26 protein-coding genes are annotated in these 26,306 nt (G+C 61.8%); 11 read left to right on the top strand and 15 right to left on the bottom strand.

The genetic code is table 11. The annotated features are described in order from the left end of the window. Window positions 1-7 precede the first annotated feature (7 nt). Window positions 8-2,044 (top strand): ASKHA domain-containing protein, encoded by a 2,037-nt coding sequence (locus tag C5L10_RS14605; RefSeq protein WP_105430275.1) that lies wholly within the window; start codon window positions 8-10, stop codon window positions 2,042-2,044. A gap of 2 nt (window positions 2,045-2,046) precedes the next feature. Here C5L10_RS14605 and C5L10_RS14600 read toward each other — a convergent pair whose 3' ends face one another. Beyond that, a complete protein-coding gene (locus C5L10_RS14600; protein WP_046611350.1) occupies window positions 2,047-2,943 on the bottom strand; it encodes a LysR family transcriptional regulator in 897 nt (298 codons plus the stop codon). Between the two features lie 213 nt (window positions 2,944-3,156). Between C5L10_RS14600 and C5L10_RS14595 the strand changes: the two genes are divergently transcribed. After that, complete coding sequence (locus tag C5L10_RS14595) at window positions 3,157-3,366, top strand: hypothetical protein (protein WP_105430274.1); 210 nt, start codon at window positions 3,157-3,159, stop codon at window positions 3,364-3,366. 236 nt (window positions 3,367-3,602) lie between these two features. Beyond that, entirely contained in the window at window positions 3,603-4,622 is a 1,020-nt protein-coding gene (locus tag C5L10_RS14590) for a GlxA family transcriptional regulator (protein WP_105430401.1), read from the top strand. 19 nt (window positions 4,623-4,641) lie between these two features. Here the strand turns inward: C5L10_RS14590 and C5L10_RS14585 are convergent, their stop codons facing one another. The 4 genes from C5L10_RS14585 to C5L10_RS14570 all read right to left on the bottom strand — a co-directional run bounded on the left by C5L10_RS14585 (window position 4,642) and on the right by C5L10_RS14570 (window position 11,421). Next, window positions 4,642-5,250, bottom strand: a complete 609-nt coding sequence (locus tag C5L10_RS14585) for a GGDEF domain-containing protein (RefSeq protein ID WP_105430273.1) — start codon at window positions 5,248-5,250, stop codon at window positions 4,642-4,644. 17 nt (window positions 5,251-5,267) lie between these two features. Next, window positions 5,268-6,116, bottom strand: a complete 849-nt coding sequence (locus tag C5L10_RS14580; protein ID WP_046667003.1) for a response regulator — start codon at window positions 6,114-6,116, stop codon at window positions 5,268-5,270. A 158-nt stretch (window positions 6,117-6,274) separates the two neighbouring features. Further along, the gene (locus tag C5L10_RS14575; RefSeq protein WP_105430272.1) at window positions 6,275-8,788 is read right to left on the bottom strand and encodes an FAD-dependent oxidoreductase; all 2,514 of its coding nucleotides are present in this window, start codon (window positions 8,786-8,788) and stop codon (window positions 6,275-6,277) included. Window positions 8,789-8,940: 152 nt separating this feature from the next. Then, window positions 8,941-11,421, bottom strand: coding sequence for a mechanosensitive ion channel domain-containing protein (locus tag C5L10_RS14570; RefSeq protein WP_245448004.1), 2,481 nt, complete (start codon window positions 11,419-11,421; stop codon window positions 8,941-8,943). A 164-nt stretch (window positions 11,422-11,585) separates the two neighbouring features. On the opposite strand from C5L10_RS14570, the gene C5L10_RS14565 reads away from it, so the two are divergent. Beyond that, a complete protein-coding gene (locus tag C5L10_RS14565) occupies window positions 11,586-11,837 on the top strand; it encodes a GlsB/YeaQ/YmgE family stress response membrane protein (protein WP_046599797.1) in 252 nt (83 codons plus the stop codon). 11 nt (window positions 11,838-11,848) lie between these two features. Here the strand turns inward: C5L10_RS14565 and C5L10_RS14560 are convergent, their stop codons facing one another. From C5L10_RS14560 to C5L10_RS14535, 6 genes are all read right to left on the bottom strand, one after another. Continuing rightward, the gene (locus tag C5L10_RS14560; RefSeq protein WP_105430271.1) at window positions 11,849-12,406 is read right to left on the bottom strand and encodes a DUF924 family protein; all 558 of its coding nucleotides are present in this window, start codon (window positions 12,404-12,406) and stop codon (window positions 11,849-11,851) included. An 11-nt stretch (window positions 12,407-12,417) separates the two neighbouring features. Beyond that, the gene (locus C5L10_RS14555; protein WP_105403487.1) at window positions 12,418-12,909 is read right to left on the bottom strand and encodes a heme-degrading domain-containing protein; all 492 of its coding nucleotides are present in this window, start codon (window positions 12,907-12,909) and stop codon (window positions 12,418-12,420) included. Window positions 12,910-12,969: 60 nt separating this feature from the next. Then, the gene (gene msuE, locus C5L10_RS14550) at window positions 12,970-13,521 is read right to left on the bottom strand and encodes an FMN reductase (protein WP_105430270.1); all 552 of its coding nucleotides are present in this window, start codon (window positions 13,519-13,521) and stop codon (window positions 12,970-12,972) included. A gap of 117 nt (window positions 13,522-13,638) precedes the next feature. Further along, the gene (locus tag C5L10_RS14545) at window positions 13,639-15,024 is read right to left on the bottom strand and encodes an FAD/NAD(P)-binding protein (RefSeq protein ID WP_105430269.1); all 1,386 of its coding nucleotides are present in this window, start codon (window positions 15,022-15,024) and stop codon (window positions 13,639-13,641) included. A gap of 148 nt (window positions 15,025-15,172) precedes the next feature. Beyond that, window positions 15,173-15,475: a hypothetical protein gene (locus C5L10_RS14540; protein WP_105430268.1), complete on the bottom strand. Its 303-nt coding sequence runs from the start codon at window positions 15,473-15,475 to the stop codon at window positions 15,173-15,175. 83 nt (window positions 15,476-15,558) lie between these two features. Continuing rightward, the gene (locus C5L10_RS14535; protein WP_046636327.1) at window positions 15,559-15,924 is read right to left on the bottom strand and encodes a response regulator; all 366 of its coding nucleotides are present in this window, start codon (window positions 15,922-15,924) and stop codon (window positions 15,559-15,561) included. Between the two features lie 349 nt (window positions 15,925-16,273). Between C5L10_RS14535 and C5L10_RS14530 the strand changes: the two genes are divergently transcribed. The 5 genes from C5L10_RS14530 to C5L10_RS14510 all read left to right on the top strand — a co-directional run bounded on the left by C5L10_RS14530 (window position 16,274) and on the right by C5L10_RS14510 (window position 21,464). Continuing rightward, entirely contained in the window at window positions 16,274-16,894 is a 621-nt protein-coding gene (locus C5L10_RS14530; protein WP_105430267.1) for a TerC family protein, read from the top strand. Between the two features lie 306 nt (window positions 16,895-17,200). Then, window positions 17,201-17,710 (top strand): cupin domain-containing protein, encoded by a 510-nt coding sequence (locus tag C5L10_RS14525; protein ID WP_245282787.1) that lies wholly within the window; start codon window positions 17,201-17,203, stop codon window positions 17,708-17,710. Between the two features lie 208 nt (window positions 17,711-17,918). After that, window positions 17,919-18,326, top strand: a complete 408-nt coding sequence (locus C5L10_RS14520; protein WP_046667011.1) for a hypothetical protein — start codon at window positions 17,919-17,921, stop codon at window positions 18,324-18,326. A gap of 89 nt (window positions 18,327-18,415) precedes the next feature. Next, window positions 18,416-20,953 (top strand): protein translocase subunit SecD, encoded by a 2,538-nt coding sequence (gene secD, locus C5L10_RS14515; RefSeq protein WP_105430266.1) that lies wholly within the window; start codon window positions 18,416-18,418, stop codon window positions 20,951-20,953. 73 nt (window positions 20,954-21,026) lie between these two features. Then, a complete protein-coding gene (locus C5L10_RS14510) occupies window positions 21,027-21,464 on the top strand; it encodes a YqaA family protein (RefSeq protein ID WP_105430265.1) in 438 nt (145 codons plus the stop codon). On the opposite strand, the gene C5L10_RS14505 is transcribed toward C5L10_RS14510, so the two are convergent. Further along, window positions 21,465-22,091, bottom strand: coding sequence for a TetR family transcriptional regulator (locus C5L10_RS14505; protein ID WP_105430264.1), 627 nt, complete (start codon window positions 22,089-22,091; stop codon window positions 21,465-21,467). 15 nt (window positions 22,092-22,106) lie between these two features. Continuing rightward, window positions 22,107-22,772, bottom strand: a complete 666-nt coding sequence (locus C5L10_RS14500; RefSeq protein WP_046636333.1) for a class I SAM-dependent methyltransferase — start codon at window positions 22,770-22,772, stop codon at window positions 22,107-22,109. A gap of 337 nt (window positions 22,773-23,109) precedes the next feature. Between C5L10_RS14500 and C5L10_RS14490 the strand changes: the two genes are divergently transcribed. Continuing rightward, window positions 23,110-24,471: an APC family permease gene (locus tag C5L10_RS14490; RefSeq protein ID WP_105430262.1), complete on the top strand. Its 1,362-nt coding sequence runs from the start codon at window positions 23,110-23,112 to the stop codon at window positions 24,469-24,471. Between the two features lie 3 nt (window positions 24,472-24,474). Here C5L10_RS14490 and C5L10_RS14485 read toward each other — a convergent pair whose 3' ends face one another. Together C5L10_RS14485 and C5L10_RS14480 are read right to left on the bottom strand one after the other, a co-directional pair. Further along, on the bottom strand, window positions 24,475-25,155 hold the full coding sequence (locus tag C5L10_RS14485) for an HAD family hydrolase (protein ID WP_105430261.1): 681 nt from the start codon (window positions 25,153-25,155) through the stop codon (window positions 24,475-24,477). Window positions 25,156-25,274: 119 nt separating this feature from the next. After that, entirely contained in the window at window positions 25,275-25,421 is a 147-nt protein-coding gene (locus C5L10_RS14480) for a hypothetical protein (protein ID WP_172717028.1), read from the bottom strand. 104 nt (window positions 25,422-25,525) lie between these two features. On the opposite strand from C5L10_RS14480, the gene C5L10_RS14475 reads away from it, so the two are divergent. Further along, the gene (locus C5L10_RS14475) at window positions 25,526-26,296 is read left to right on the top strand and encodes an SDR family NAD(P)-dependent oxidoreductase (protein ID WP_105430399.1); all 771 of its coding nucleotides are present in this window, start codon (window positions 25,526-25,528) and stop codon (window positions 26,294-26,296) included. Window positions 26,297-26,306: the final 10 nt, after the last annotated feature.

The raw sequence follows: 26,306 nt of genomic DNA, 5'->3' as shown, positions 1-26,306 counted from the left end.
AGGTATCATGGCGGATATTTCCAAGAGAGATCCCCTCGTCCTCTTCATGCCGTCTGGCAAGCGCGGCCGGTTTCCGGTCGGCACGCCGGTGCTCGATGCCGCGCGCCAGCTCGGCGTCTACGTGGAGAGCGTCTGCGGCGGGCGGGCGACCTGCGGGCGCTGCCAGATATCGGTCCAGGAAGGACATTTCGCCAAGCACGGCATTACCTCGGCGAACGACCACCTGTCGCCGATCGGTCCCAAGGAGGAGCGCTACGACCGCGTGCGCGGGCTTCCCGAGGGACGCCGCCTCTCCTGCTCGACCCAAATCCTCGGCGATCTTGTCGTCGACGTGCCGCAGGATACGGTGATCAACGCGCAGGTGGTCCGCAAGGCCGCCGACGAGCGTGTCTTCGACCGCAATCCGGCTATCCGCATGTGTTATGTCGAGGTGGAAGAGCCCGACATGGAAAAACCACTCGGCGATCTCGACCGCCTGAAGGCGGCGCTTGCCGCCGAGTGGCATTTCGACGATCTGGATGTCGATTTCCACCTGATTCCCAAGGTCCAGCAGATTCTGCGCAAGGGCGAATGGAAGGTCACGGCGGCAATTCACAAGGACCGGGACGACGATCGCGCCCGCCTCGTCGCGCTCTATCCCGGCCTGAAGAACGAGGCCTACGGGATTGCCTGCGATATCGGCTCGACGACGATCGCCATGCATCTGTCGTCGCTGCTGTCGGGTCGCACCGTGGCGTCGGCAGGCACATCGAACCCGCAGATCCGCTTCGGCGAGGATCTGATGAGCCGCGTTTCCTATGTGATGATGAACCCAGACGGGCGCGAGGCGATGACATTAGCCGTGCGCGAGGCGCTGAACGGACTGATCGAAAAGGTCTGCGCCGACGGCGGCGTGTCCCGCGCCGACATTCTCGACAGCGTCTTCGTCGGCAACCCGATCATGCACCATCTGTTCCTCGGGATCGACCCGACGGAACTTGGCGGAGCCCCCTTCGCACTTGCAGTTTCCGGAGCGGTAAAGGTCAGATCATCCGAGATCGGCTTGCCGATGAACGACGGCACCCGCACCTATCTCCTGCCCTGCATTGCCGGCCATGTCGGCGCCGATGCCGCGGCGGCAACCCTGTCGGAAGGTCCGCACCGGCAGCAGGAGATGATGCTGCTGGTCGATATCGGCACCAATGCGGAAATCGTGCTCGGAAATTCGACCCGCGTCGTCGCGGCCTCCTCGCCGACCGGTCCGGCCTTCGAAGGTGCCGAAATCTCATCGGGCCAGCGGGCAGCACCCGGTGCCATCGAGCGTATCCGCATCGACGCCGAAACCCTCGAACCGCGCTTCCGGGTGATCGGCATCGAGCCCTGGTCGGACGAGCCGGGTTTCGCCGATGCAGCCGCTGCGACCGGCATCACCGGCATCTGCGGTTCGGCGATCATCGAAGTGATTGCTGAAATGTATCTTGCAGGCCTGATCTCGGAAGACGGCGTGGTGGACGGCGCGATGGCGGAGCGCAGCCCGCGCATCCTCCAGAACGGCCGGACTTTCTCCTATCTCGTGCATGACGGCGAGCAGCGCATCACCGTGACCCAGAACGACGTGCGCGCCATCCAGCTCGCCAAGGCGGCGCTTTATGCCGGCGTCAAGCTGTTGATGGACAAGCAGGGCGTCGACCATGTCGACCGCATCGGGCTTGCCGGCGCCTTCGGCACGTTCATCGATCCGAAATACGCGATGGTGCTGGGTCTTATCCCGGATTGCGATCTGGGCCGCGTCAAATCGGTCGGCAATGCCGCCGGCACGGGGGCGCGGATGTGCCTGCTGAACCGCGGCTACCGCCGCGAGATCGAGGAAACCGTGCGCAGGATCGAGAAGATCGAAACAGCCCTGGAGCCGAAATTCCAGGAGCATTTCGTCTATGCCATGGCCCTGCCGAACAAGGTCGATGCCTTCCCGCACTTGGCGGCGGTCATCACCCTGCCGGAGCGAAAGGCACCGGCCGAGGCTTCGGGAGAAGGCGGCCGCAGACGTCGCCGCAGCCGCGAGTAGGATCAGGCAGCAGCGGCAACCAGAGAGCCGAAAGCCTCGCGGATGCTTTCGGCCACAGCCTTGCCGGGCACGGAAAGCTGCGGTGCCGTCAACAGTCGGATATCGAAGTTGATGAGTTCCGGCAGGCCCTCTTTCGCCCCGAGTATCTGCATGTCGTCGGTGACGTAGGAGCGCGGGAACGGCGCGATCGCCAGATCGGACAGCACTGCGGCGCGCTGCGCCATCGTATGGGCGCTGGCATAGGCGATGCGATAGCTCCGCTTGTGCTTCTCGAGCTGGGAAATCGCATCATGTCGCCACACGCATCCGTCTTCCCAGACCGAGATCGGCAGCGGATCGCGAAGGTAGGCCGTGCCGCATTTGGCGCCGGCCCAGACCAGTCGTTCCGTGTGAATCATCTCGCCGGCCGTCGAGAAAGGCCGGGTCGCACAGTTGATCAGCGCCAGGTCCAGCCGCTGCTCGTCCATGCGCTTCTTGAGCGCCAGGCTCATGTCGACCGTGACATCGACCATGATGCCCGGAAAGCTTTCGCCGAAGTCCTTGAGAACCTTCGGCAGGAGGCGTTCGGCGATATCGTCCGGCGCGCCGAGACGTACCACGCCGGAGAGTTCCGGCATGACGAAACGTGACACTGCCTCGTTGGAGAGCGCCAGCATGCGCCGCGCATAGGAAAGCAACATCTCGCCATGCTGCGTCAGCGACACCGAGCGGGCGTCGCGCAGGAATAGCGTCGTCTTCAACTGCTCTTCCAGTTTCTTGATCTGCATCGAGACCGCTGACGGCGTACGCAGAACTGCATCGGCCGCGGTCGAGAAATTGCCGGTTTCGGCAATCGCCACGAACGTGCGCAATACGTCATTATCGAGCAGCGGAAGCGGCGGGCGGAATGGAACAGTCATGTCAGCCTCTATCAATAATTCTGAACTTAAGCACCATATCATTTCGTTTGATTGAATGTCAAACCGGCGGCATACTCAAAAACATCGGAAGCAAGCGTCGATACCAAACAGAATTTCATGAGACGCATAACTTGCATCCGATTGATTGATGGATTGACGGCGTTCATTGTCCCGACTGAGCGTTGTCCCATGAGACACCCAAGGAGAACTGACATGACTATGATCACCTATCAGGAGAGCGATCGCTCCCAGTCCCGGCCGTCATCGTTCGCCTCGCTCATCCGCCCTGCCCTGGACGCGGTTATCAGGCTTCGCGATCAATGGCGTCGTCGCCAGACCGAAAGAATGCTGGAAGGTCTGCCGGCAGAAATCCGCAAGGACATCGGGTGGCCGACGACCAATGCCGCACCGCATCGCCGATAACCCTCCCGCTCCATGGCCCGCCGACGCGAACAGCGAAGCGGGCCATGGAGTCTGAGACACGCATTGAGCCCATCGCCTTTGGCATTTAAGTCTGCGACCCGCTTATGTCGCAAAAATGTTATCAGCCTGTCGTCGAAAGCCCTTCTCCGCCGCCTTTCCCCGTGCCAATGTCGCTTTTGAAGAAAAGCGGGCCGCAATGTACGGCCACGAACAAGGGGAATGACGGCATGAATGTGATGACCAAAAACCCGACAGCAAAGCGCTCTCTCGTCTTTTTTCTTGTTCCCCATTTCACCATGCTGCCTTTTGCTGCGGCGGTGGAGACGCTGCGAATCGCCAATCGCATGCTCGGCTATTCGGCCTATACTTGGCGGCTCTGTTCCGCCGACGGCGAAAAAGTCTATTCCTCGAGCGGCATCGGGATCGAAGTAAACTCTTCTCTCGCCGATGAACGTCGCAACCTCTCCGGTGAAAACCGTCCGAACATGGTTCTGGTCTGCTCGGGCGTCTACGTGGAGGAGTTCAACAACAAGTCGGTCAACGCCTGGCTGCGCGAAACCTATAACCGCGGCATTGCCGTTGGAAGCCTCTGCACCGGAGCGCACGTTCTGGCCCAGGCCGGGCTTCTGAACGGCAAGCGCTGTGCGATCCATTGGGAGAACCTGCCAGGCTTTGCCGAGGCATTCCCGCAGGCGGAAGTCTATGCGGATCTCTACGAGGTCGATTCGAACCTCTATACCTGCGCCGGCGGCACCGCCTCGCTCGACATGATGCTGAACCTGATCAGCCAGGATTTCGGCGAGAACCTTGTCAACCGCGTCTGCGAGCAGCAGTTGACGGACCGCGTCCGCAACCCGCACGACCGCCAGCGCCTGCCGCTGCGGGCTCGCCTCGGCGTCCAGAACGCCAAGGTTCTGACGATCATCGAGGTCATGGAAAACAACCTCTCCGAGCCGCTGTCGCTGGTCGAGATCGCCGACGACGCCGGCCTCTCCCGGCGTCAGATCGAACGTCTGTTCCGCCAGGAAATGGGCCGCTCGCCGGCGCGCTATTATCTGGAAATCCGGCTCGACCGGGCAAGGCACCTGCTCGTACAGTCCTCCATGCCCGTGGTCGAGGTGGCGGTTGCCTGCGGGTTCGTCTCCGCGTCGCATTTCTCGAAATGTTATCGGGAGGTCTACAACCGTTCGCCGCAGCAGGAACGGGCCGAGCGCAAGCTCAACATGAACACGTCACGCACCGGGGTCGTGGCCTGAGCCGTGGGATTGCGGCGGGTCAGCCCGCCGTCTGCAGCACGATCGTATAGTCCGAGAGCACCCGATTCCTGCCATGGCTTTTCGCCATGAACAAGAATTGTTCTGCGGCGTTGAGATAATTGTCGAACGTTTCCGGGCCGCAGACCTCCGCCAGTCCGATCGAAACGGTCATCGAAAAATCGGCATCGCCGGAAACGATCCTAATGCCGGCGATATCAAGCCTCAGCTTCTCGCAGAATTCCGTCGCCGCGGCTACATCGAGACCGACCAGCAGCATGCCGAAGTCTTCGTCACCCAGCCGCGCAAGAAAATGTCGGCTGCCGCGACATGCGTAACCAAGCCTGGCGGCGGTGGTCTTGAGGACCTGGGCGACGGTTTCTTCGCAGTGGACAGCGTTCAACCGCCGAAAATGGTCGATGTCCACGATCGCGACGGCGCAGGCTATCCCCTCGGCAAGAGATTTCCTCACCAACGGTTCGCCAAGCCGATAAAATTCCTTCAGGCTGGCAAAACCGGTCAACGGATCGGTGGCCAGACTGGCCGTCTCCATCTGGATGCGCGACGGCGCCGCCAAACCGTAGGTCAGGCGCTCCTTCTCCCGGAAATGCTGGCTTAGAAGGTACGGCATGCGGAGTTCCTCGGGGATCAGGCGACGTTCTTCACCGCCGTTTCCTGACGTCTTGCCTGCATCGACCGGATCTGGATGAGCGTATCCAGGTTCTGGTTGACGCGGCAGTAAAATTCCTCGTCGATGAAGGGACGCAGCATGAAGTCATTGCCGCCGGCCTTCAGGAAACGGGCCGAAAGCAGCCGGTTCGAAGAGGACGACACGCCGATAATCCTGAGTTCGTGCGAGCCGCGCACCGAACGGATTCGGCGGGTGAGTTCGAAACCGTCGATATCGGGCATGTTGTAGTCGGTGACGACGAGGCCGATATCCGGGTTCTTCTTGAGAATATCCAAGGCCTTGGCACCGTTCTCGGCAACGCTGACCCGGAAATTGTAGCGCTTCAGACGGCTCGAGAGCAGCGCCCGTGCGGTCGGGCTGTCGTCGACGATCAGGACGTGGTGGCGATGATTGGTAAGGAACCGGCAGACCGATTCGGCCAGCATCTCGACCGCGAAGACGTTGTCCTTGAGGATATAGTCGACGATGTCCTTGGTCAGCAGCTTATCGCGGGTTTCCTCATGGAAGGTCCCGGTAAAAACGATGGTCGGGATCGACAGATCGACGAGATACTCCAGCGCTTCCCCGTTTTCCGCGCCTGGCAGATTGATATTTGAAATCGCCAGCATCACCGGCTCGGCGGAGCGGTCGTAGGCGTACTGCAATTCCTCGAAGTTGCGGCAAATCTCGACCTCGATGCCGAACAGCTCCTTGAGCCGGGTCCCGATCATCGATGTGAAGACGTTCGAATCCTCCGCAAGGAGAATGCGGGAGTTTGCCAGTGATTGGCCGGAATACTGCATCCCGGAGATGCCGAGGAATGTCATGGTGCCCCTATCGAATAAGATATTATCCCCTCTGATAACATCCCTAATGGAAACGGTTTGCAGAACCGTTAATCGGAGCCGCACTACGGTATCAAAACGGTACGGGCGGCCCGAAGACCGCCCGCTAACGTCAATGACTTCTTACTTTTAGCCGGTTTTCAGGCCCGCAGCGCAGCATTGTCGGTGTCGAACGGGCTTTCCGCCACGACGCTGGCATTGTAGAGGCTGCCGAGAATCTTGATCTTGAGCCTGGTGCCGGTCTCTGCATAACCCGGTTTGACCATCGCAAGCGCCAACGACTTGCCGATACGCCAGCCGTAGGCGCCGTTGGTGGCGCGGCCGATCAATTCGCCATCCTCGTTGTAGATCGCCTCCGACCCGCGGGCATCGACATCATTGGCGCCTTCGATGACCAGCGTGCAGAAATTCCACTTCAGCCCCTTTTCCTTGTAGGAAAGCAGGCCCTCTTTGCCGAGAAATTCCTTGTCGGTCTTGATGAACCGGTCGAGGCCGGATTCATAGGCATTGTACTCGATCGACATTTCGCGCGGGATGAGCCGGTAGGATTTCTCGACCGACATCGAGAGCATGGCTCGGATGCCGAAAGGCTTGATGCCGAATTCGGCACCGGCTTCCATCAGCTTGTCGAAGATGTAGTTCTGCATCTCGATCGGGTGATGCAGTTCCCAGCCGAGTTCGCCGACGAAATTCACTCGAAGCGCATGGGCGGATGCCATGCCGACGGAAATCTCCTTGCCGGACAGCCAGGGGAAATCCTTGTTCTCCAGGCTGGTGCGCGTGAGTTTCTTCAGAACCTGGCGAGACTTCGGGCCGGCCAGAACCAGCACGCCGAGCCTCTGGGTGATCTGGGTCAATTTGACCGAGCCATCTGTCGGGGCGAGCTTACGCAGGTAATCCTGGTCATGCGCCTCATAGGCGCCAGCCGACACGAGATAGAAACGATCCGGCGCCCACTCATAGACGGTGAACTCGGCACGCACCCCGCCCTGCTTTGTAAGCAGGTGGCAGAGCGCGATGCGGCCGCGCTTCTTCGGGATCGCATTGGCAAAGATCGAGTCGAGGAAAGCGCGCGCACCCGGGCCGGACACTTCCATCTTGGCAAAGGCAGACATGTCGAGCACGCCGACATTCTCGTGGACATTCTTGACCTCGTTGCCCACGTGGTCGAAATAGTTCGAGCGGCGGAAAGACCATTTTTCGACGATCCGGCCATCTTCCAGTGCCGGCGCATGATTGTGGCCGGTCAGCACCTCGACGCCGACGCCGAGGTCTTCCGAAGGCACTTCATAACCTTCAGGCGCGAACCAGTTGGCGCGTTCCCAGCCGTAGACGGAGCCGAACACCGCACCCATCTTCTTGAGCCGGTCATAGACCGGCGTCGTCTTCAACGGACGCGCGGCAGAACGCTCCTCGTCGGGATAATGCATCGTGAAAACATTGGCATAGGCCTCTTCGTTCTTCTCGATGAGGTAGCCTTCCGTTGCGTAAGGCCCGAAGCGGCGCGGATCGACGCCCATCATGTCGACGGTGGGTTCGCCATCGACGATCCATTCCGCCAGCTGCCAGCCGGCACCGCCGGCCGCGGTGATGCCGAAGGAATGACCTTCGTTCAGCCAGAAGTTCTTGAGGCCGGGCGCCGGACCGACGATCGGCGAGCCGTCCGGCGTGTAGGCGATCGCCCCGTTATAGACCTTCTTGATGCCCACTTCGCCGAAGGCCGGCACGCGCACGATGGCGGTCTCGATATAGGGCATCAGCCGGTCGAGTTCCTCGTTGAAGAGCTCGTATTCGCTCTCGTCGGACGGACCGTCGACGTAACAGACGGGTGCTCCGACCTCGTAAGGCCCCAGCAGCAGGCCGCCATTCTCCTCGCGCATGTACCAGGAGGAGTCCGATTCGCGTAGGACCCCCATTTCCGGCAGGCCCTTGGCCTTGCGCTCCTGGATCGCCGGATGCGGCTCGGTGACGATGTACTGGTGTTCGACCGGGATGACCGGAATGTTGATGCCGACCATCTCGCCGGTCTTGCGGGCGAAGTTGCCGGTACAGGAAACGACGTGCTCGGCGGTGATCTCGCCCTTGTCGGTGGTCACTTTCCAAAGCCCGTCCGGCTGTTGTTCGATGGCGGTGACGGTCGTGTTGCGATAGATCGTGGCGCCGAGGTCACGCGCACCCTTGGCAAGCGCCTGGGTGAGGTCGGCCGGCTGGATATAGCCGTCGTCCGGATGCTGGATGGCGCCGAGGATCCCATCCATCTCGCAGAGCGGCCAGATCTCCTTTACCTGTTCGGGCGTCAGGACATTGACCGTGACACCGATCGTCTCGGCGATCCCGGCATAATACATGTACTCTTCCCAGCGGTCCCTGGTGCGGGCGAGACGGATGTTCGAGACTTTCGAGAAACCGACATTCATGCCGGTCTCTTCCTGCAGTTCCTGATAGAAACGCACCGAATATTTATGCAGCTGGCCGACCGAATAGGAGAGGTTGAAAAGCGGCAGAAGACCCGCCGCATGCCAGGTCGAACCGGAGGTCAATTCCTTGCGTTCGATCAGGACGGCATCGCTCCAGCCCTTTTTCGCCAGATGATAAAGCGTCGAAACACCGACCACGCCGCCGCCGATCACCACCGCCCGTGCATGTGTCTTCATGGAAAGAACCCCTCTTCGGCCTCGTGCGGCCTTTTCGCAAACTGCAGGGACTATGCAATTCCGACAGGCGGGCCAAACGCCTGATTACGACATGCCAAGAGCCAGCCCGCGACGATCCTCAGAATGGCCGCGGGGCTCGAGCGGAGGGACGGTCATGCGCCGCCTCTTGCATCGTTCTCCTCCTGCGGGATCGGCCTGCCCCGATGAAAGATGATTTCCTGCTGCGGGAACGGGATATCGATCCCCTCCTCCTTGAACCGCTTGAGGATGGCGATCCTCAGATTGTTGCGAATTCTCAAGCCCTCGCCCATGTCGGCCAGATGGAACCTCAGCTCGAAATTGAGCGAGGAAGGACCAAAGCTCAGAAACTCCACGTGCGGTTCCGGATTGCGCAGCACTTCCGGCACCTGATCGACCAGTTCCAGAAGGATATCCATCACCTTCTGCGGATCGGTGTGGTGGCTCACCGCGACCGGCACCTCGGAACGCCCGATCTTGTTGCGATGCGTCCAGTTGCCGACCGGCGAATTGATGAGGTCGGAATTCGGCACGATGATCGACTGCTTGCGGAACGTCTCGATCTCTGTGGCGCGCACCGAAATGCGCTTGACGATACCTTCCGTCGCCCCGGTCACCACATGGTCGCCCACCTTGAAGGGCCGCTCGACGAGCAGGATTAGGCCGGACACGAAGTTCGAGACGATATTCTGGAGGCCGAAACCGATGCCGACCGACAAGGCGGACGCCACCAGCGCGAAGCTCGACAGGTCGATGCCGGCGGCAGAAACGCCGACGAGCACCGCGAGCCCGACGCCGAGATAGCCGATACCGGTCTTGACCGAGTTGCGGACGCCGAGATCCACCTGGCTGCGCGCCAGCACATTGCCGTCGATCCACTTCTGCACCCAGCGGGTGACGACGAAACCGAGGCCGAAGAGCAGAATGCCGCCGAGAATGCCGACGATCGAGATCGAGATGTTGCCGATCCGGATCTGCGTGAAGAAACTGTAGATCCAGGCTTCGATATCGGCGATCTGGAAGCCCCAGGTCAGCAGGATGAGGGGGATGCCGAGGATCAGTGCAAAGGCATAGATGCCCAGTCCCGCGACGAGCCCTGCCTGGTCGAGGGAGACCTCGCCGAAATTGAAGCTTTCGGCCAGCCGGCGACCGACCGCCGTATCCGTGAACGACCCCTGTTTCGAAACCGCCCTGCCCGACAGCAGCCCGATATAGATCAGCACGATCACCGCGCCGGTCAGCACAATCTGGGTCGAAGCGAACCGGGCAAGCCCCACATATCCTGTCAGCACCGACAGGATCAGGAGCAGGCCCATGATCCGGAGGAACAGTGGAAAGAAGCGCGGCCACCGATGTCCCGGCCCATCGGGATCTTCACCCTCGACAAGCCGCGGCTGGACGAAGGAGATGGCAATCAGGATCAGGCCTATGATCACCGACGCGAGCAGGCTTTTGACGATGGTCAGAACCAGCGGCGAATTCAGCGCCTCGCTGATCGCGCCGAGCAGGTAGTCGAGCCCGTTGACGATCGCCATGGCGAGCACGGCGAGCGTCAGCAGGCGGGCGCCGCGATTGGTGATGCGGACGAGCCGCCACTCCGGCTCGCCCGGCGCCAATACGCCATAGGTGAGCTTCCAGACGAAATTGACGAACCAGACGAAGCCGAAGAAGGTCACAATGATCGGCGTGATATCCGTCCGCAGCACGTTGAAGCCGTCGAGGAACAGGAAGGAGGCGACCAGGAAGGCCGCCAGCGACACGGTCTGGATGACCGTCGACCAGAACGCCACCGACAAACGCCTTATGTAGGAAGGATGCTCATGGTCGTTTCGCCGGATGAAGCGCCCGAACAGCCGGTATCCTCCGGACAGGAAGAGCATGGCCGCGCCGAGCGACAGCGCCAGAGCGCCCAGCAGCTGCAGCTTCTTGAATTTCCAGACGAAACTGATCCAGCCGCTGAAGGTGGAGGCGAAATTCCTGACCTCGGCGACGAACGCGTGGCCGGCATCGGCAAACAATTCGCCCGACAGCTCGGTGTGGCGGAACAGCGTCTGGGTAAACAGCGTCCGGCGCAGATTGGTGATCGTGTTGGCGACCTGGTTCGCGCTGTTGGAAAGCCGGCCGGCGTCGTCGACGATAAGATTGAGCTCGGAGCGCTCGTTCAACAGCCGGTTGCGCTCTTCGACGACCGCGGGCGCTTCCGGAGGCTGGCCGGCTGCCGGCGCCTCGCCGAGGCTTTTGAGCCGGGCCTGGATCTGTTCGACGCGGGTGCGCATGGCATCCGAGGCCGAGCGCATTTCGCCGACGATCGTTTCCGCCTGGACCCTGAGTTCCGCAAGGCGCGCATCGTCATCGGCGTCGCTTTGGATCCGGTTGCGGAAGCTATCGAGCCGCTGACGGATCGTGTCGATCTTGCCCTTCATGTCCGAATTGATGGAATCGAGGGTGACGTCGGGTGGCACCTGCTCCTGGCGCTGTCCCTGCGCCTGCTGTTGCGTCTGGGCCAGCACATGCGACGGCGAGCCCAGCTGGACGGCGGCGGTCATGAGTGCCGCAAAGAGCACGCGGGTTACCCGCAGAATGGTTGAACGGCCGGTCGTGGGAAGTTCTGTCAAATGTCTGCTCTTTTGTCTTTCGATCGGATTCGTCGGCGAAAATAGAGTGACTTCTGGGCGAAGAAAAGGAATGCTGTAGTCCAGGTTCCAGGAATTGTTCCAATTCCTGGAACCTGGAACATTTCTTCGCGTTTCCCCGTCCCAACAATCATTGAGGGTAAGTCATGGAACAGGCAGGTATCGGCTGGATCGCAGCCATCATCATCGGCGGCATTGCCGGCTGGCTCGCCGAAAAGTTCATGAAAAGCGACATGGGCTTGATCATGAACATCATCCTGGGCATTGTCGGCGCCATCATCGCCAATGCCATTCTCGGCGTCTTCGGCGTCGTGCTCGGCGGCTGGATCGGCTATCTGATTGCCGGCTTCATCGGTGCATGCATCCTGATTGCCGTCGCACGCATGTTCCGCCGATAACTACTTCAAGATCAGAAACCGGCGCCGGGCTTGGCAAGATATTCGAGTTCGGCGGCGGTCGATTCCCGGCCGAGCAGCGCATTGCGGTGCGGGAAACGGCCAAATTCGCGGATCACCGCGCGGTGACGTTCCGCATAATCCAGATATTCCGCATCACCCAGCAATGCGAACAGCTCAACCGACCGATCCTGATCGGCGAGCGTCTCCGAATGTTCGAAGGGAAGATAGAAGAAGCCGCGCTGCTCGGGCAGAACGGCCATATCCGCGCCCGCCTCGATCGCCAGCCTTGCCTCACGCAAGGCCAGCCAATCCGTTGCGAAGGCAAGCGGGGTGCCGCGATAGAGGTTGCGGGAAAGCTGGTCGAGCACGATCACTGCCGCCAGCCGATTTTCCGGGGACGTCCGCCAGGCGTCGAGCTCGCCGCGGGCAAGCGAAAGATGAGTGGCCGCGAAATGCCGGCGCATCGCCTCGTCGAGCGCCTCGTTCTTCTCGAACCAGTCCGTGCGGGTCAGCTCCTTGAACCAGAAGGTGAAAACTTCCTCGGGGGTTTTTATGTCGGCCTGCGCCATGGCATATCTCCTTAGTCGAGACGGAGTGTGGAGATATCCTTGCCGGTCATCCGGGCAAGGGCTTCGACGACCATGTTATGATCCTCGCGCTGCGGCAGGCCCGACACCGTCACCGCCCCGATGCAGCCGACACCGGCGACCTTGATCGGAAAGCTGCCGCCATGCGGCGCGTGGTCCGCTGCGGGAATACCGTATCGGCTTTCCACCGTATCACCCTGGAGCTCGAGCTTCCGCCCGATTGCATAACTCGACTGGAAAAAGCGGAACACCAGATTGCGCTTGCGGCGTACCCAGTTTTCGTTATCTGCGGTGGTGCCCGGCAATGCCGTGTAGAAGGCCGACATCGAATGTAGCCGCACGTCGATGACGACGCTCAGGCCCCGTTCGACGGCCATATGGCGAAGCAGCGATCCGAGGTCCCAGGCAGTGGTCAGGTCGAACCGGTCGAAGACGAGTGCCTTCTCCTGTTCCGCGATCTTCGCCATGTCTTCTTCGATCGTCATGCGTTCCCCTCCGGATTGCGATGGCGGGGATTGATGACGACAAATCCGGCGAAAGTAAAGTTACTCGGCGGCAGCGAGTTCCCGGACGGGGAAGAAGGCGGCAAGCTCGTCGACGGCAAACCCGATCCGTTGCTGCAGGGATTCCGAGACGATCCGATAGTCGGCGAAATCGCGATCGGAGGCGTAGACCGCCGTCGGCAATGTATGGGCCATGAAGAAGCCGAACAGCGGCCGAAGCTGATGTTCGACCATCAATGCGTGCCGGTCGCCGCCGCCGGTTGCGGTGATTAGGATCGGCTTGGCGCGCAATTGTTCCGGATCGATCAGGTCGATGAAATGTTTGAACAGGCCGGGATAGCTGCCCTTGTAGGTTGGCGAACCGACGATCAGGAAATCGGCATCCACGACATCGGCGAGCACCTTGGCGGCGGCTTCGTCGAGATCGCCCTGGCGTTGTGCCTGACCGAGAGACGGCCCGACATCGGTGAGGTCGTGAAGCCGGGTGTCGAATCCATAACGTTCGGCTGCCACGGAAGCGATGTGTTCGACCAGCGCAAAAGTCTTGGATGGGCGGTTATAGCTCCCCGCAAGACCGACGAGTTTCAGGGCCATGGAAATTCCTCTCTGCGCAATGACTTTCTCTAGATTAGCGAGGGTACCGCAGCATGAAAGCAAGGAACCTGCCGCAGATATCCCGTCAAGAGAAAATCATGCTCAGAGAATGCCTGGTCACGCGATGCGGGCCGTCCGCGGCGCAGCGCGGGCGATCTGGGTCGTGATCTCTTCGGCAAGCGCCTTCGCCTGGACACGGATGTCCGGCACCGCCGTGATCTCCCAGAACTGGCCGGCCGTCAGCGCTCCGGCTGCAAACAGGCCCGGCTGCGGCCGGCCGTCCGGGTCGAGAACCCGAGACTGCCGATCGACGCAAATGCCAAGTCCGAGTTCGTCCATGGAGATCATCTGTCGATTGCGCATCTCCGTCAGCAGCGGCGAATGGCCGATGCCGGCGCGCTCCATGCCTGTGCAGTTGACGATCCAGTCGGCATGGAGGGAGACGATATCCGGCGTGCCGCGCTGCCTGAACTGGACACGCGCACCCTCGCCATCCCTGTCGATCGAGCGGAGGAAGCCTGCATGCACGGTGACCGTGCCATCCTTCAGAAGCGCGTCGAAGCGAGCGAACACCTCGGGCGCGATACGATGGCGGTGGACATTCCACCAGGCCAGCGCGTGCCGAAGGAAACGGGACCGCTGAACGGCACTGAGGCTCTGCCACAAAGCCTGGGTCTGGGGTCGGAGGCCATCGACGACGCCTCGCCAGTCGGCACCCTTCTCCACCTGCCGGCGCAAAGCGTGAAGCAGGGCGCTGATTTCCCGGGTATCGGGCAGGTCCGGCGTGACCGGAGCGGCGCGTCGGGTCGGATGCGGGTGCGGCACCAGTCCGCGCCGCGACAGGACATGGATGCGGCCGCGATGGCCCTGGGCCCGCAGCGACAGGACCTGGTCGATCATTGTTAGTCCAGAGCCGAAGATACAGAGTTCGTCGGTGCGGCCCACGCGCGAAAGCCACCCCAGTCGCCAGGGATTGTCGATGGTTCGGGCGCCGACGGCCGAATCGATGCGATCCTTCGGCAGAGGCAGATCGGCATTGCCGACGCCGAGTGCCAGGATAACGCTACGAGCCCGCAGTTCGCCGCCATTGTCGAGATGGAAAACGAGCCCGTCCTGTTCGCAGTGGACGCAGGCGGTGGCCTTGGCCCGGATGAAATCCACATGCGCCCGCCGCTCGCGGGGCCTCAGCAGCGAGGCCAGCGTGTCGCGCAGGTAGAGGCCATAGTCGCCGCGAGAGGCGAAATCCTCGGGAAAAGCCGCTCTGCCCTGACGGCGCAGCCATTCGACGAAATCGTCCGGCCGATCCGGAAACACGCTCATCCGCGCCGCCGGTACATTGAGGCGGTGCAGGTAAAATTCGGTGCGGTAGGCGGTACCCCGCCCGAAGCCGGGATCATCTCCGACCACGGCGATCGAAGCTGAGGCCGGCAGGAAGCGAAGGAGATTGATGGTAAGCGCAATTGCGGAAAAACCGGAACCGACGACGGCGACATCATAAGTCATCAAGCACACTCCTCGTCCTTGGTTGCTCTGGGCGAAAGGCTGTCTTGGGGACCACGGGAAGAGGTTTTTGGATCCGCTTCCCTGGCCGCTTCAATGTCTACCAACTTAATAGAGATTGACGAAGAGTAAAGGCGTTTTCGTGTCTCTGTCAGTTGCACGCCTGTTCAGGCCGCGGCAGCGTCGGGGCTTCGGCGCTTGGATTGGTATTGCTCGGCGTCCCCGGCGGCTGGCAGTGATCTTCGTGATCGACGGTGCCGGTCGTGCTGTTGGTGGTCGTCGGATCGGTAACGCCGGGAAGCGTCGTGACCGTCGAGGCGCCGGAATTGGCATCGGGTGTCGTCGCTGTCGTGCCGGGCAAGGCGGGAGTTGCGCCAGGGCCGGATGTCTGGGCCAGGACGGGTGCCGCAAGCGACAGCGAGAGGGCGGAAAACGCAATGAACCTCTTCAGCATCTGAAATTCCTCCGGTTGATCGAAGGAGGTAACCGGAAGCCATGCCACTTGGTTCCGGCGGCCCGTCTTCGGCCCGCCGATGTTCAGCCTGGCATCATCTCGTGGATTGAGGACAGCAGCAGGTCGTGCTGATAGGGTTTCGGCAGGAACACCGTATTGGTCGGCAGAAGCATCGGATCGAGGCTGACGACGCCCGACGTGATGATGATGCCGATGCTCGGGCGGATGGCGCGGATACGCTGAGCAAGCTGAATGCCATCCATGGAGCCCGCCATGTTGACGTCGGTGAAGACAATGTCGATATCGTCGCGGTTGCGGAACAGCACCATCGCCTCGTCGGCATTGCCGGCTTCCAATACGTGATGTCCGACCTCTTCCAACGCATCGAGCGTGGTAAAGCGGATCAGCGGTTCATCCTCGACGACAAGCACAACGGCCTTCTGCGCCATCAACGTCTCCTTCATCCCTTGAATGCTTGCCCCCTCAGCTTTCCCGAAGCGAAAAAACTCCGCGCCGTGAGTGGCAGGTTGGGGACCTGCTCCGCCGTGAGGCCATATAGGGGGCAGGTGAGTCGCGGCAAGTGGAGGTAGAGCGCCGTGAAAATCTGCGGCTCGGATCGTCTGCCTTCTCCCCGGGCGAAATCCGCTTCGATAGCGGACGATGCCGTTTGACAAAACGCAAAATGCGCTTGCCAAGCGCCTGGAAATATTCTGTACCAGTCCACATAAAAGCATGACTAGAAGATCAGCATAGCCTCATACCCCTCAATCTACTCCCGATTCAGGTTCACGCTTCATCATGGAACTCTTCACCGCAGGCGGCTTTGCGGCGCTTCTCGAGGTCATTGCCATCAACCTCGTTCTTTCCGGCGACAATGCCATCGTCATCGGCCTTGCCGCCGCCGGTCTTCCTGTCGAACTCCGCAAGAAAGCGATCATCTTCGGCATTTCCGCCGCCACCGTACTGCGCCTCGTGTTTGCGGTCGTCGCCACCTATCTTCTGGCGATCAAGGGGCTTCAGCTTGCGGGCGGCCTGCTGCTCGGCTGGGTCTGCTGGAAGATGTGGGGCGAACTGCGCGAAGGCCACAGCGATGACGCACATGCTGCCGCCGAAGCGAAGGAAAAGGCCGCCAACAAGACCTTTTTCCAGGCCGCCACCCAGATCGTCGTCGCCGACGTCTCCATGTCGCTCGACAATGTGCTTGCCGTCGCCGGTGCCGCCAAGGAACATTCCATAGTGCTCGTCGTCGGCCTGATCATCTCGATCGCACTGATGGGCGTGGCGGCCAACTTCGTCGCCAAACTCCTGTCCCGCTTCCGCTGGATCGCCTATGTGGGCCTAGCCGTCATCGTCTATGTGGCCCTCGACATGATCTACCAGGGCTCGATCGAAGTCCTGCCGCTCATCCAGGGCGTTTGAGGCTCCTTCACCCACGAAGGTCGGCGGTGTTTCGCGACGCGATCCGCAGTGCAACCGGCAAGCGGCGGTTCGATCTGCCGCTCGCGCGGGAGAGGCTAAAGAGGTCATCGGCGCGTGACAGTGCGTTGATTTGAAACAGGAAAGCTATTCTTTCCTTACCAAGTCTTTGACATTTGGGATGTTCCCATTGATCATGTTCATCGAGCAAAGCTACGTGGCCTCCAGCCGGCATGACGCCGGTCAGGGGCTCGCGGACCCCCTACTCGCAAGAGTTGGTGAGCCCCGTCCTAGTCAATGAGAACGATCTTGAGCCATAGCCACGACGATCATCACCACCCTCATGACGATGACCATGACGGTCATTCCAACGTCGATTGGCGCGAGCACGGCGTGAAAGTCATTCCGGGCAATTCCCTCGATCCCAACACCGCCCAGACTCCCGGCATGAACCGCGCGACCGCGATCAACAACGCCCGTGCCGGCGCCGAGAAGATCTGGGCCGGGACGGTGACGATCCATGCCAACGCCAAGACCGGCGCCCATCACCACGGCGATCTCGAAAGCATCATCTATGTGCTCAAGGGAAAAGCGCGGATGCGCTGGGGCGACAACCTGGAATTCGTGGCGGAGGCCGGCCCCGGCGATTTCATCTACGTGCCGCCCTATGTACCGCACCAGGAGATCAATGCCAGTCCGGACGAAACGCTGGAATGCGTGCTCTGCCGCTCCGGCCAGGACCCGGTCGTCGTCAATCTCGATATCGAACCCATCGAGAAGCCGGAAGAAGTCCTGTGGAAGGACCCGATCCACAAATAGAGGCGGCGTTTCCTGGTCTCATGCAGACCGATCGGCAAAAGCGCCGAATTCCGACCCGCAATGCCCTGATCGGCGCAAATGCCGCCGCAATCTGCCGTTACGCTCCCAGCCGACTGGAGATTGACCGCCTCCCACCTCTCCTTTAGAAGGCGGCATTCCGTTCCGAAGCCAAGACTTCGGGATTTTTAACGCTCCGGAGCTGATGCGGATGGCGCTGTTTCCGCAGGACAAGCGGACGAGAAACGGACGCGAACAGGAAAGCCACCTGTCGCGCTGGCCGGTCTTTGCCGCCGCTCTGCTGATCGCCGCGCTGTTCGGCCTGCTGTCGAGTGTCGTCAAGGACGTACAATTCCCCCGCGGCATTCTTTCGGCCGACAGGACCAGCGATACTCCGCACCTCACCAAGCGCGAACCTCTGCGCGCACTGGCAGCCCTGGACCGCAAGGACGCAACGGGCGCCCATTGGCACACGGGCGGCGGTGCGCTGGAAGCCCGCGCCATCGAGATCACTTTCCCGATTTTTGTCCCGGCCTTCGCCTCGAAGCCGTCTTCCCATCCGGCGGCCTCCCCGTTCTGGCATGGTTCGCTGCCGCGCGCGCCGCCGGCCCGCGTCTGAGATATCGCGCGCCAAGCGCTTGAACGACATCAGCATTCAGCCCTAACCGCTCGACAAGAGCGTGGCTCGGGCTCAGCAGGATTAAACATATGAGAAATTCCCCATGGTTGGTGGCGAGCTATGCCGTCATCATCATTCTCGGCATTCTGGTCGCACTGCCGAACGTGATCCCCCAGTCGGCGCTCGACCGCATGCCGTCATGGCTGCCGCATAGCCGCGTGGCACTCGGCCTCGACCTGCGTGGTGGTTCGCACCTCGTGCTCGAGGTGGACCGTCCCGACCTGATCAACGAACGCGTCCAAAGCCTGCTGCAGGACGCCCGCCGCGTGCTGCGCGACAAGAACATCAACACTTCGGCGATCCGCCGGTCCGGGGATACGATCACCGTTGCGGTGCGCGACGCGGCCCAGCGCGCTGCAGCCGTGACGGAACTCCAGACGCTAGCCAATCCGATCGGCCTCGGCACGAGCGTCGGCGGCAGCGATCTCGCGATCACCACGCCGACCGACAACACGATCTTGATCGCCCAGACGGAAGCCGGCATAAACTCGCACATCACCGCGGCTGTCGAGCAGAGCCTTGAAATCATCCGCCAGCGCGTCGACCAAGTCGGCGTCGCCGAGCCGACAATCCAGCGGGTCGGATCGGACCGCGTCCTCGTGCAGCTCCCAGGCGAGCAGGATCCCTCCCGTCTTCGCCAGCTCCTCGGCTCGACCGCCAAGATGAGTTTCCATCTGCTCGGCCAGCAGGGCGAGGCCGGCGTCACCATGCTCGCCGACGAGCGCGGCAACCAGTATCCGGTCCTCGACCGCGTCGAACTGTCCGGCGACCGACTGACGGATGCCCGCGCCGCCTTCGACCAGCAGACCAACGAACCGGTCGTCAACTTCCGCTTCGACAGCGCCGGTGCCAACCGCTTCGCGCAGATCACCCAGCAGAATGTCGGCCGTCCCTTTGCGATCGTGCTCGACAACAAGGTGCTCAGCGCGCCGGTCATCCGCACGCCGATCACCGGCGGTTCGGGCCAAATCTCCGGCGGCTTCTCGGTTTCGGAAGCCAACACGCTGTCTGCGCTGCTGCGCGCCGGCGCCCTGCCCGCCAAGCTGACCGTCATCGAGGAACGCACCGTCGGTGCCGACCTTGGTGCCGATGCCATCGAGATGGGCATTTTCACCGGCATCATCGGCTTCGGCCTGGTCGTCGCCTTCATGCTGTTTCTCTACGGCACCTGGGGCATCCTCGCGAACGTCGCGCTGTTCATCAACGTCATCCTGACCTTCGCCGGCCTGACGCTGATCGGCTCGACGCTGACCTTGCCCGGCATCGCCGGCGTCGTGCTCGGCATCGGCCTTGCCGTTGACGCCAACGTCCTCATCAACGAACGCATCAAGGAAGAGTCGCGCAAGGGTCGCAGCGCCTTTGCGGCGATCGACGCGGGCTTCAAGCGCGCCTATTCGACCATCGTCGACAGTAACGTCACCAGCTTGATCGCCACGGTCCTGCTCTTCTGGTTCGGCTCCGGCCCGGTGCGCGGTTTCGCCGTCACCATGGGCCTCGGCATCATGATCTCGATGTTCACGGCCGTGTCCGTCGTTCGCGTCGCGATGGTGTTCATCACCGCCCGCAGGAAGCTGAAGAAGATCGACATCAGGCCGCTGCTGCCGATCAAGCTCGTTCCGGACGGCACCCATATCCACTTCATGAAGGGCCGCTTCCTCGGCATCGGCGTCTCCGTCATCCTGTCGATCGCCTCGGTCGTGCTGTTCTTCACGCCGGGCCTCAACTACGGCGTCGACTTCCGCGGCGGCATCCAGATGGAAGTCACCACCACGCAACAGACCGACCTTGCAGCCTTCCGCTCCGGCCTCGGAGAGCTCGGCCTCGGCGAAGTCGCCCTGCAGGAATTCGGCGGCAACAACCGCGTGCTTGTCCGCGTCGAGCGCCAGCCCGGCGGCGAGCAGGCCCAGACGGTAGCCGTCGAGAAGCTGAAGGCGGAGATCACCAAGATCGACCAGACCGCCAAGGTGGAACGCACCGAAGTGGTCGGCCCGAAGGTCAGCGGCGAGCTCGCCACCGCCGGCTTCCTGTCAGTCGGTCTCGCCTCGATCGCCATGATGATCTACATCTGGGCGCGGTTCGAATGGCCGTTCGCCGTCGGCGCGATCGCGACGCTCGTCCTCGACGTGACGAAGACGATCGGCTTCTTCGCGCTGACCGGTCTCGACTTCAACCTGACGGCCATCGCGGCATTGCTGACGCTGGTCGGTTATTCCGTCAACGACAAGGTCGTGGTCTACGACCGCATGCGTGAAAACATGCGGCTCTACAAGAAGATGTCGTTGCGCGACGTGATCGACCTATCGATCAACGAAACGCTCGCCCGAAGCCTCTATACTTCGGCAACCGCCTTCCTGGCCCTGCTGCCGATGGCGATCTGGGGTGGTAGCGCTGTGGAGAGCTTCGCGGTGCCGATGGTCTTCGGTATCGCGGTCGCAGCGCTTTCGTCGGTCTTCATCGCGGCGCCGATCCTGCTCTTCCTTGGCGACTGGCGCACCCGCCACAAGGCGCAGGCCGAAGCCGCCGGCGAAAAGGCCGTCGGCGACGGCGAACGTCCCAGCCAGGCCTGAACCTCCTTGGAATGAAACAGAAAGGGCGGATTTTCATCCGCCCTTTTTCATTTGGCTCGGCTATAGCTCCATCATGTTCGATTTCGCCGCCTATGCAGGTCTATTCTCCGCCGCCTTCATCGCCGCCACGATCTTTCCGATGCAGTCGGAAGCAATCCTGGTCGGGCTTATCCTGGCCGACCGGTATTCGCTCGTCGGTCTGCTGCTGGTTGCTTCGGTCGGCAATACGGCGGGCGCTGCAGTCAACTGGCTGCTCGGGCGGGGCGTCGAGCGGTTTCGCGACAGCCGCTGGTTTCCGGTCAGCGAGGACAAGCTGGACAAGGCGCAGGTCTGGTATCGAAAATACGGAAAATGGTCGCTGCTGCTGAGCTGGCTGCCGATCGGCGGTGATGCGATCACGGTTGCGGCCGGCGTACTCAAGGAACCGCTGCCGACCTTCCTGATCCTGGTGTTCATCGGTAAGGCGCTGCGCTACGTGGTACTCGCCGCGGCGACGCTCAGCCTGATCTGATCAGCGCCCCTGCCCCTCGTTGCCGAAATCGGCAAGCGTCTTCCAGAAATCGCCGAAGAACTGATGCGCGAAGGTTTCGAGCGAGGTGCTCGGCGGCTGTTCGTTCCAGAGTTCTCCGGCCGCCCGCAAGGCGCCTATGACCACAGCGGCAAGCAGGCGCACGCGCAGCCGCTCCTCGTCGCTCCGGCTTCGAGCCTTCAGCGCTTCCGTGAGCTTCAGCTCGAGCTTGGCATATTTGAGCTGGTCGCGGGCCTTCAGTGCCGGCGTGCGACGGATCAGTTCTCCGAGTGCCATCGCTCTTTCGTCGGCCGCCGAGACGATGGCGCTGACAAGGCCGTGCTGCACCGCCTTGACCGCCGGCTCGTCCGCTGGCCTGGACGCAATCGCCGCCATCAGATGGTCGGCAAAACCGTCCTGCCAGGCGAACACGACTTCTTCCTTGGACGGAAAATAGTCGAAGAAACTGCGTTTCGAGACCTCGGCGCGTTCGGCAATTTCCTCGATGGTCGTGGCGTCGAAACCGCGCTCGAGGAACAGGCTCATCGCCGCTTCCTCGATGCGTTCGCGGGTCTGCCGGCGCTTGATTTCCCGCCGGCCCTCCTTTGCGCCATCAGTCGTCCTGGTCATTGCATCCGATTTTGTTCAGCCGCCCGCTTCGTCGGCATTGTGGACCGGACTAGCCTCTGCCTCGGCACGATATCTGGAACGCTCCCGCGTCAGGTCCAGCGGCTTGCGGCGGGAAATCCGGTAGACGGCAGCCGGCGGCAGGTTGCGCACGGTGTGGCCGATATGCACGGCCTTCAAACCCAGCCGGTCGAGGATCGGCCGCGGCACGGGGCAGCGCGGGCCGTAGGTGAACTGATAGAAGGAACCGCCCGGGCGCATATAGGTAAAGGCACCGCCGAGGATCGCGGTAATCTTGCGCGGCGACATGGAAAGCAGCGGCAGGCCGCTGATGACCGCGCCGACCGGTTCGCCCTCGAAAATATCTTCATGGGCGAGCTTTGCCGCGTCCATCTGCAGAACTCGCGCTTCCGGAAACCGCCGCTGCAGGCCGGGAACGAATTCCGGACCGTATTCGATCAGGGTAAGGTCGGATTGGGCAACGCCGCGCGCCAGCAGCGCACGGGTGAACACGCCGGTGCCCGGACCGAGTTCGATGACCGGACCGTCGAGGGGAGCTATCTCCTGGGTCATCAGCCGCGCGAGCGAATCCCCCGAAGGCGCCACCGCCGCAACCCGCAATGGATTGCTGATCCACGAACGGAAGAAATGCAGGAAATCGGAGAATGCGGCATCTGCTGTCATGGTCAGAGACTCACCGGTTTGAAAATGCAATCGAGTATTCCGCCGACCTTGACAGCCCGCATGGCAATTCCAAGGCATCGGAACCTCCGTTCAAGAAAAATACCCATATCGGCCGCAGAATTGTGCAGTGCAGCGCCTACACCGTCACATTTAAGAGATATTTGCACCAAGTGCAAGATTTCAACCAGAATTTTTAAATTGGGTTTTCGGCCTGGAGACGGAACGGCCTGAAACCTCTATATTTTTTCTGGAACAACCGGATTTTGTTCGGGAACAACCGGCGCTTGTTCCCATTGAACAATCTCCCGGAGGGAATCGATAACATCAGGAGGAGTTTATGAAAAAGCCGGTCACTGAATTGGGCGAACAGAAGACGGAACTCCAACGGGTGATGGGACCCGGATTGCTGCTGCTGTTCATCGTCGGGGATATTCTCGGAACGGGCATCTATGCCCTGACCGGCCAGGTGGCCAAGCAGGTCGGAGGGGTGGTCTGGCTGCCCTTTCTGATCGCCTTCGTCGTCGCCCTCCTTACCGCCTTCAGCTATCTCGAACTGGTCACCAAATATCCGCGCGCGGCCGGCGCCGCGCTCTATACCCACAAGGCCTTCGGCATCCACTTCGTCACCTTCCTGGTGGCCTTTGCGGTGATGTCGTCGGGCATCACCTCGGCGGCGACCGCATCGCGCGCCTTCGCCTCCAACTTCGCGACCTCGCTCAGCCTCGATCTCGGCGCCTGGGGCGTACCGCTGATCGCGGTCGGTTTCATCGCTCTGGTTGCCGCCATCAATTTCCGGGGCGTCGGGGAAAGCGTCAAGATGAACGTGCTGCTGACCGTGGTCGAACTGACCGGCCTGCTGATCATCATCGGCATCGGCTTCTGGGCGATTGCCGGCGGCCAGGGCGACGTTTCCCGCGCCTGGACCTTTGCGGCGCCCAATAATGGCGGCGTCTTCTGGCCGGTCATTGCGGCCACCACCCTCGCCTTTTTCGCCATGGTCGGCTTCGAGGACTCGGTCAACATGGCCGAGGAATGCAAGGAGCCGAGCCGGATGTTCCCGAAGGTGCTGCTGACCGGCCTGGCGGTAACCGGCCTGATCTACGTGCTGGTGGCGATCTCGGCGATCACGCTGGTGCCGGCCAACGAACTCGGCCAGGGCGAAACGCCGCTGCTGAAGGTCGTGCAGGCCGGTGCCCCCGGCTTTCCGATCGGCATCTTCGCGGTCATCACCATGTTCGCGGTGGCCAATTCCGCACTGATCAACATGATGATGGCGAGCCGTCTGATCTACGGCATGAGCCGCGAAGGGGTTCTGCCGCCGGTGCTCGGCAAGGTCCATCCGGGCCGTCGCACGCCCTATATCGCGATCGGTTTCACGTCGCTGCTGGCGGTCGCGCTGATCCTGTTCGCGGGAGGCGTTCCAGCGCTCGGCGGCACCACGGCGCTGCTGCTTCTCTGCGTCTTTGCGATCGTCAACGTCGCGGTGCTGGTGCTGCGCAAGGACACCGTCGAGCACAAGCATTTTCGCACCCCGACCATCCTGCCGGTCCTCGGTGCGATCTCCTGTGCCTTCCTCGCCGGCCCATGGACCGGCCGCGATCCGGTCCAGTATCTGATCGCTGCCTGCCTGCTCGGCCTCGGCGTCGTGCTCTGGGTCGCGACCATCAGCATCATGCGGGCGTCGATCCAGCCCGCCTGAGGCTCAGTCCTTGCGGCGAACCGAAAGTCGTCCGTCCTCGCCGATATGCGGCACCACATCGAGATAGCCGGGTATTTTCGAATGCCCGGTTTCGATCGGATGGGAATGGGTGGCGGTGATGACCATGACGTCGGCCCCTGCCGCCTCGCCCGCCTGGATGCCGGCAGGCACGTCCTCGAATACCAGCACGTCCGACGGGCTGACGCCGAGACGTTCCGCACCCAGGATATAACCTTGCGGATTGGGCTTGCCGACGGTGACGTCTTCGGCAGTCACCATGTAGCGCGGCTGCGGAATGCCGGCCGCGGCAAGCCGGACCTTGGCGAGCTCGATCGGCGACGACGTGACGATCGCCCAGCGCTCCGGAGGCAGCGCGGAGAGGAATTCCACCGCGCCGGGGATCGGTACGACCCCTTCGACATCCTCGATCTCGCCGCGCAGGATGCCCTCGGCCTCGGCGACCGGATCGACGCCTGGAAGGTTCAGTGCGCTGATCGTGTCGATTCCGCGCTTGCCATGCATGGTCGGCAGGAATGCCTCCACGTCGAAACCCATTTTCGCCGCCCAGCGTCCCCAGACGCGTTCGGCGGATGCGATCGAATTCAGGATCGTGCCGTCCATGTCGAACAGGAAAGCTGCATAGGTTTTTTCGGGAAGGGAGATGTCGGCGGCGGGAAGAGGCACGGAAAGTTCCTTTAGCGTCGGATTCCGACTCGGGGATATGGCCGGAACTGCCGCATTCCGAGTAAATGCAATGATGTCGAAAGGCAATTGCCGGCAAAGAACCGGTGATCTCGTTCGGGCTATTTCGATCGCGAACGCAGGAATTGAGACAGGGCAACGCCGATCGCGATGCCCACGGCAACACCGATGCCGATATTGTCGAAAACGGCTGTCCCGAGCACCGTGCCAAGCCCGACGCCGACGGCTATTCCTGTCGCAATGGTCATCGCGAGACCATTGCGCGCCCAGATGGCGAGAGTTTGTCGTGCATCCTTGTCTTCCCGCATCGAAGCGATAGAACTTGGCGACCAAGCCGGACAAGGAGGATGTTTTGGCCAATATTTCTGTACGGCATGCGGACCTGGCCGATCGCGGCGTGCTGATCACCGGTGGCGGTTCCGGCATCGGCGCCGCCCTGGTGGAAGGTTTTGTGGCACAGGGCGCCAAGGTCGCCTTCATCGACTTTGCCGACGACCCCAGCCGCGAACTGGTGGAACGTCTTTCCAGGACCGCCCGGCATCCGGTCCTCTACCAGAAGGCCGATCTGCGCAATGTCGCGGAGGCGAAAGCCGCCGTGGACAGGACTGCGCAAGAACTCGGGTCGCTATCGGTGCTGGTCAACAATGCCGGCTGGGACGACCGCCACGAATTCGAGGCGGTCACCGAGGAATATTGGGACAACGCCCAGGCGATCAACATCAAGCAGATGTTCTTCGTCTCGCAGGCGGCGGTCCCGCACCTGCGCAAGGCCGGCAGCGGTGCGATCGTCAATTTCTCCTCGATCGCCTACCTGCTCAACATGGGCGGGCTGCCAGCCTATGCGACAGCCAAGGCCGGGATCATCGGCCTGACCAAGAGCCTTGCCGGAAAGCTCGGGCCGGAAAACATCCGCGTCAACGCCATCCTGCCGGGCATGATCGTCACCGAGCGGCAGAAGAAACTCTGGCTGAACGACGACAGCATCACGGCGATGGTGGCGCGCCAGTCCCTGAAGCGGGTGCTGGTGGCTGAAGACCTTGTCGGCCCCTGCCTGTTCCTCGCCTCGAATGCCTCCGCCGCCATGACGGCGCAGACAATCATTGTCGATGGCGGTGCCCTCTAGACATAAAAAT

It is taken from the genome of Neorhizobium sp. T6_25, from assembly GCF_002968555.1.
Lineage (GTDB): Bacteria > Pseudomonadota > Alphaproteobacteria > Rhizobiales > Rhizobiaceae > Neorhizobium.
This window is presented reverse-complemented; position numbering and strand designations above follow the sequence as displayed.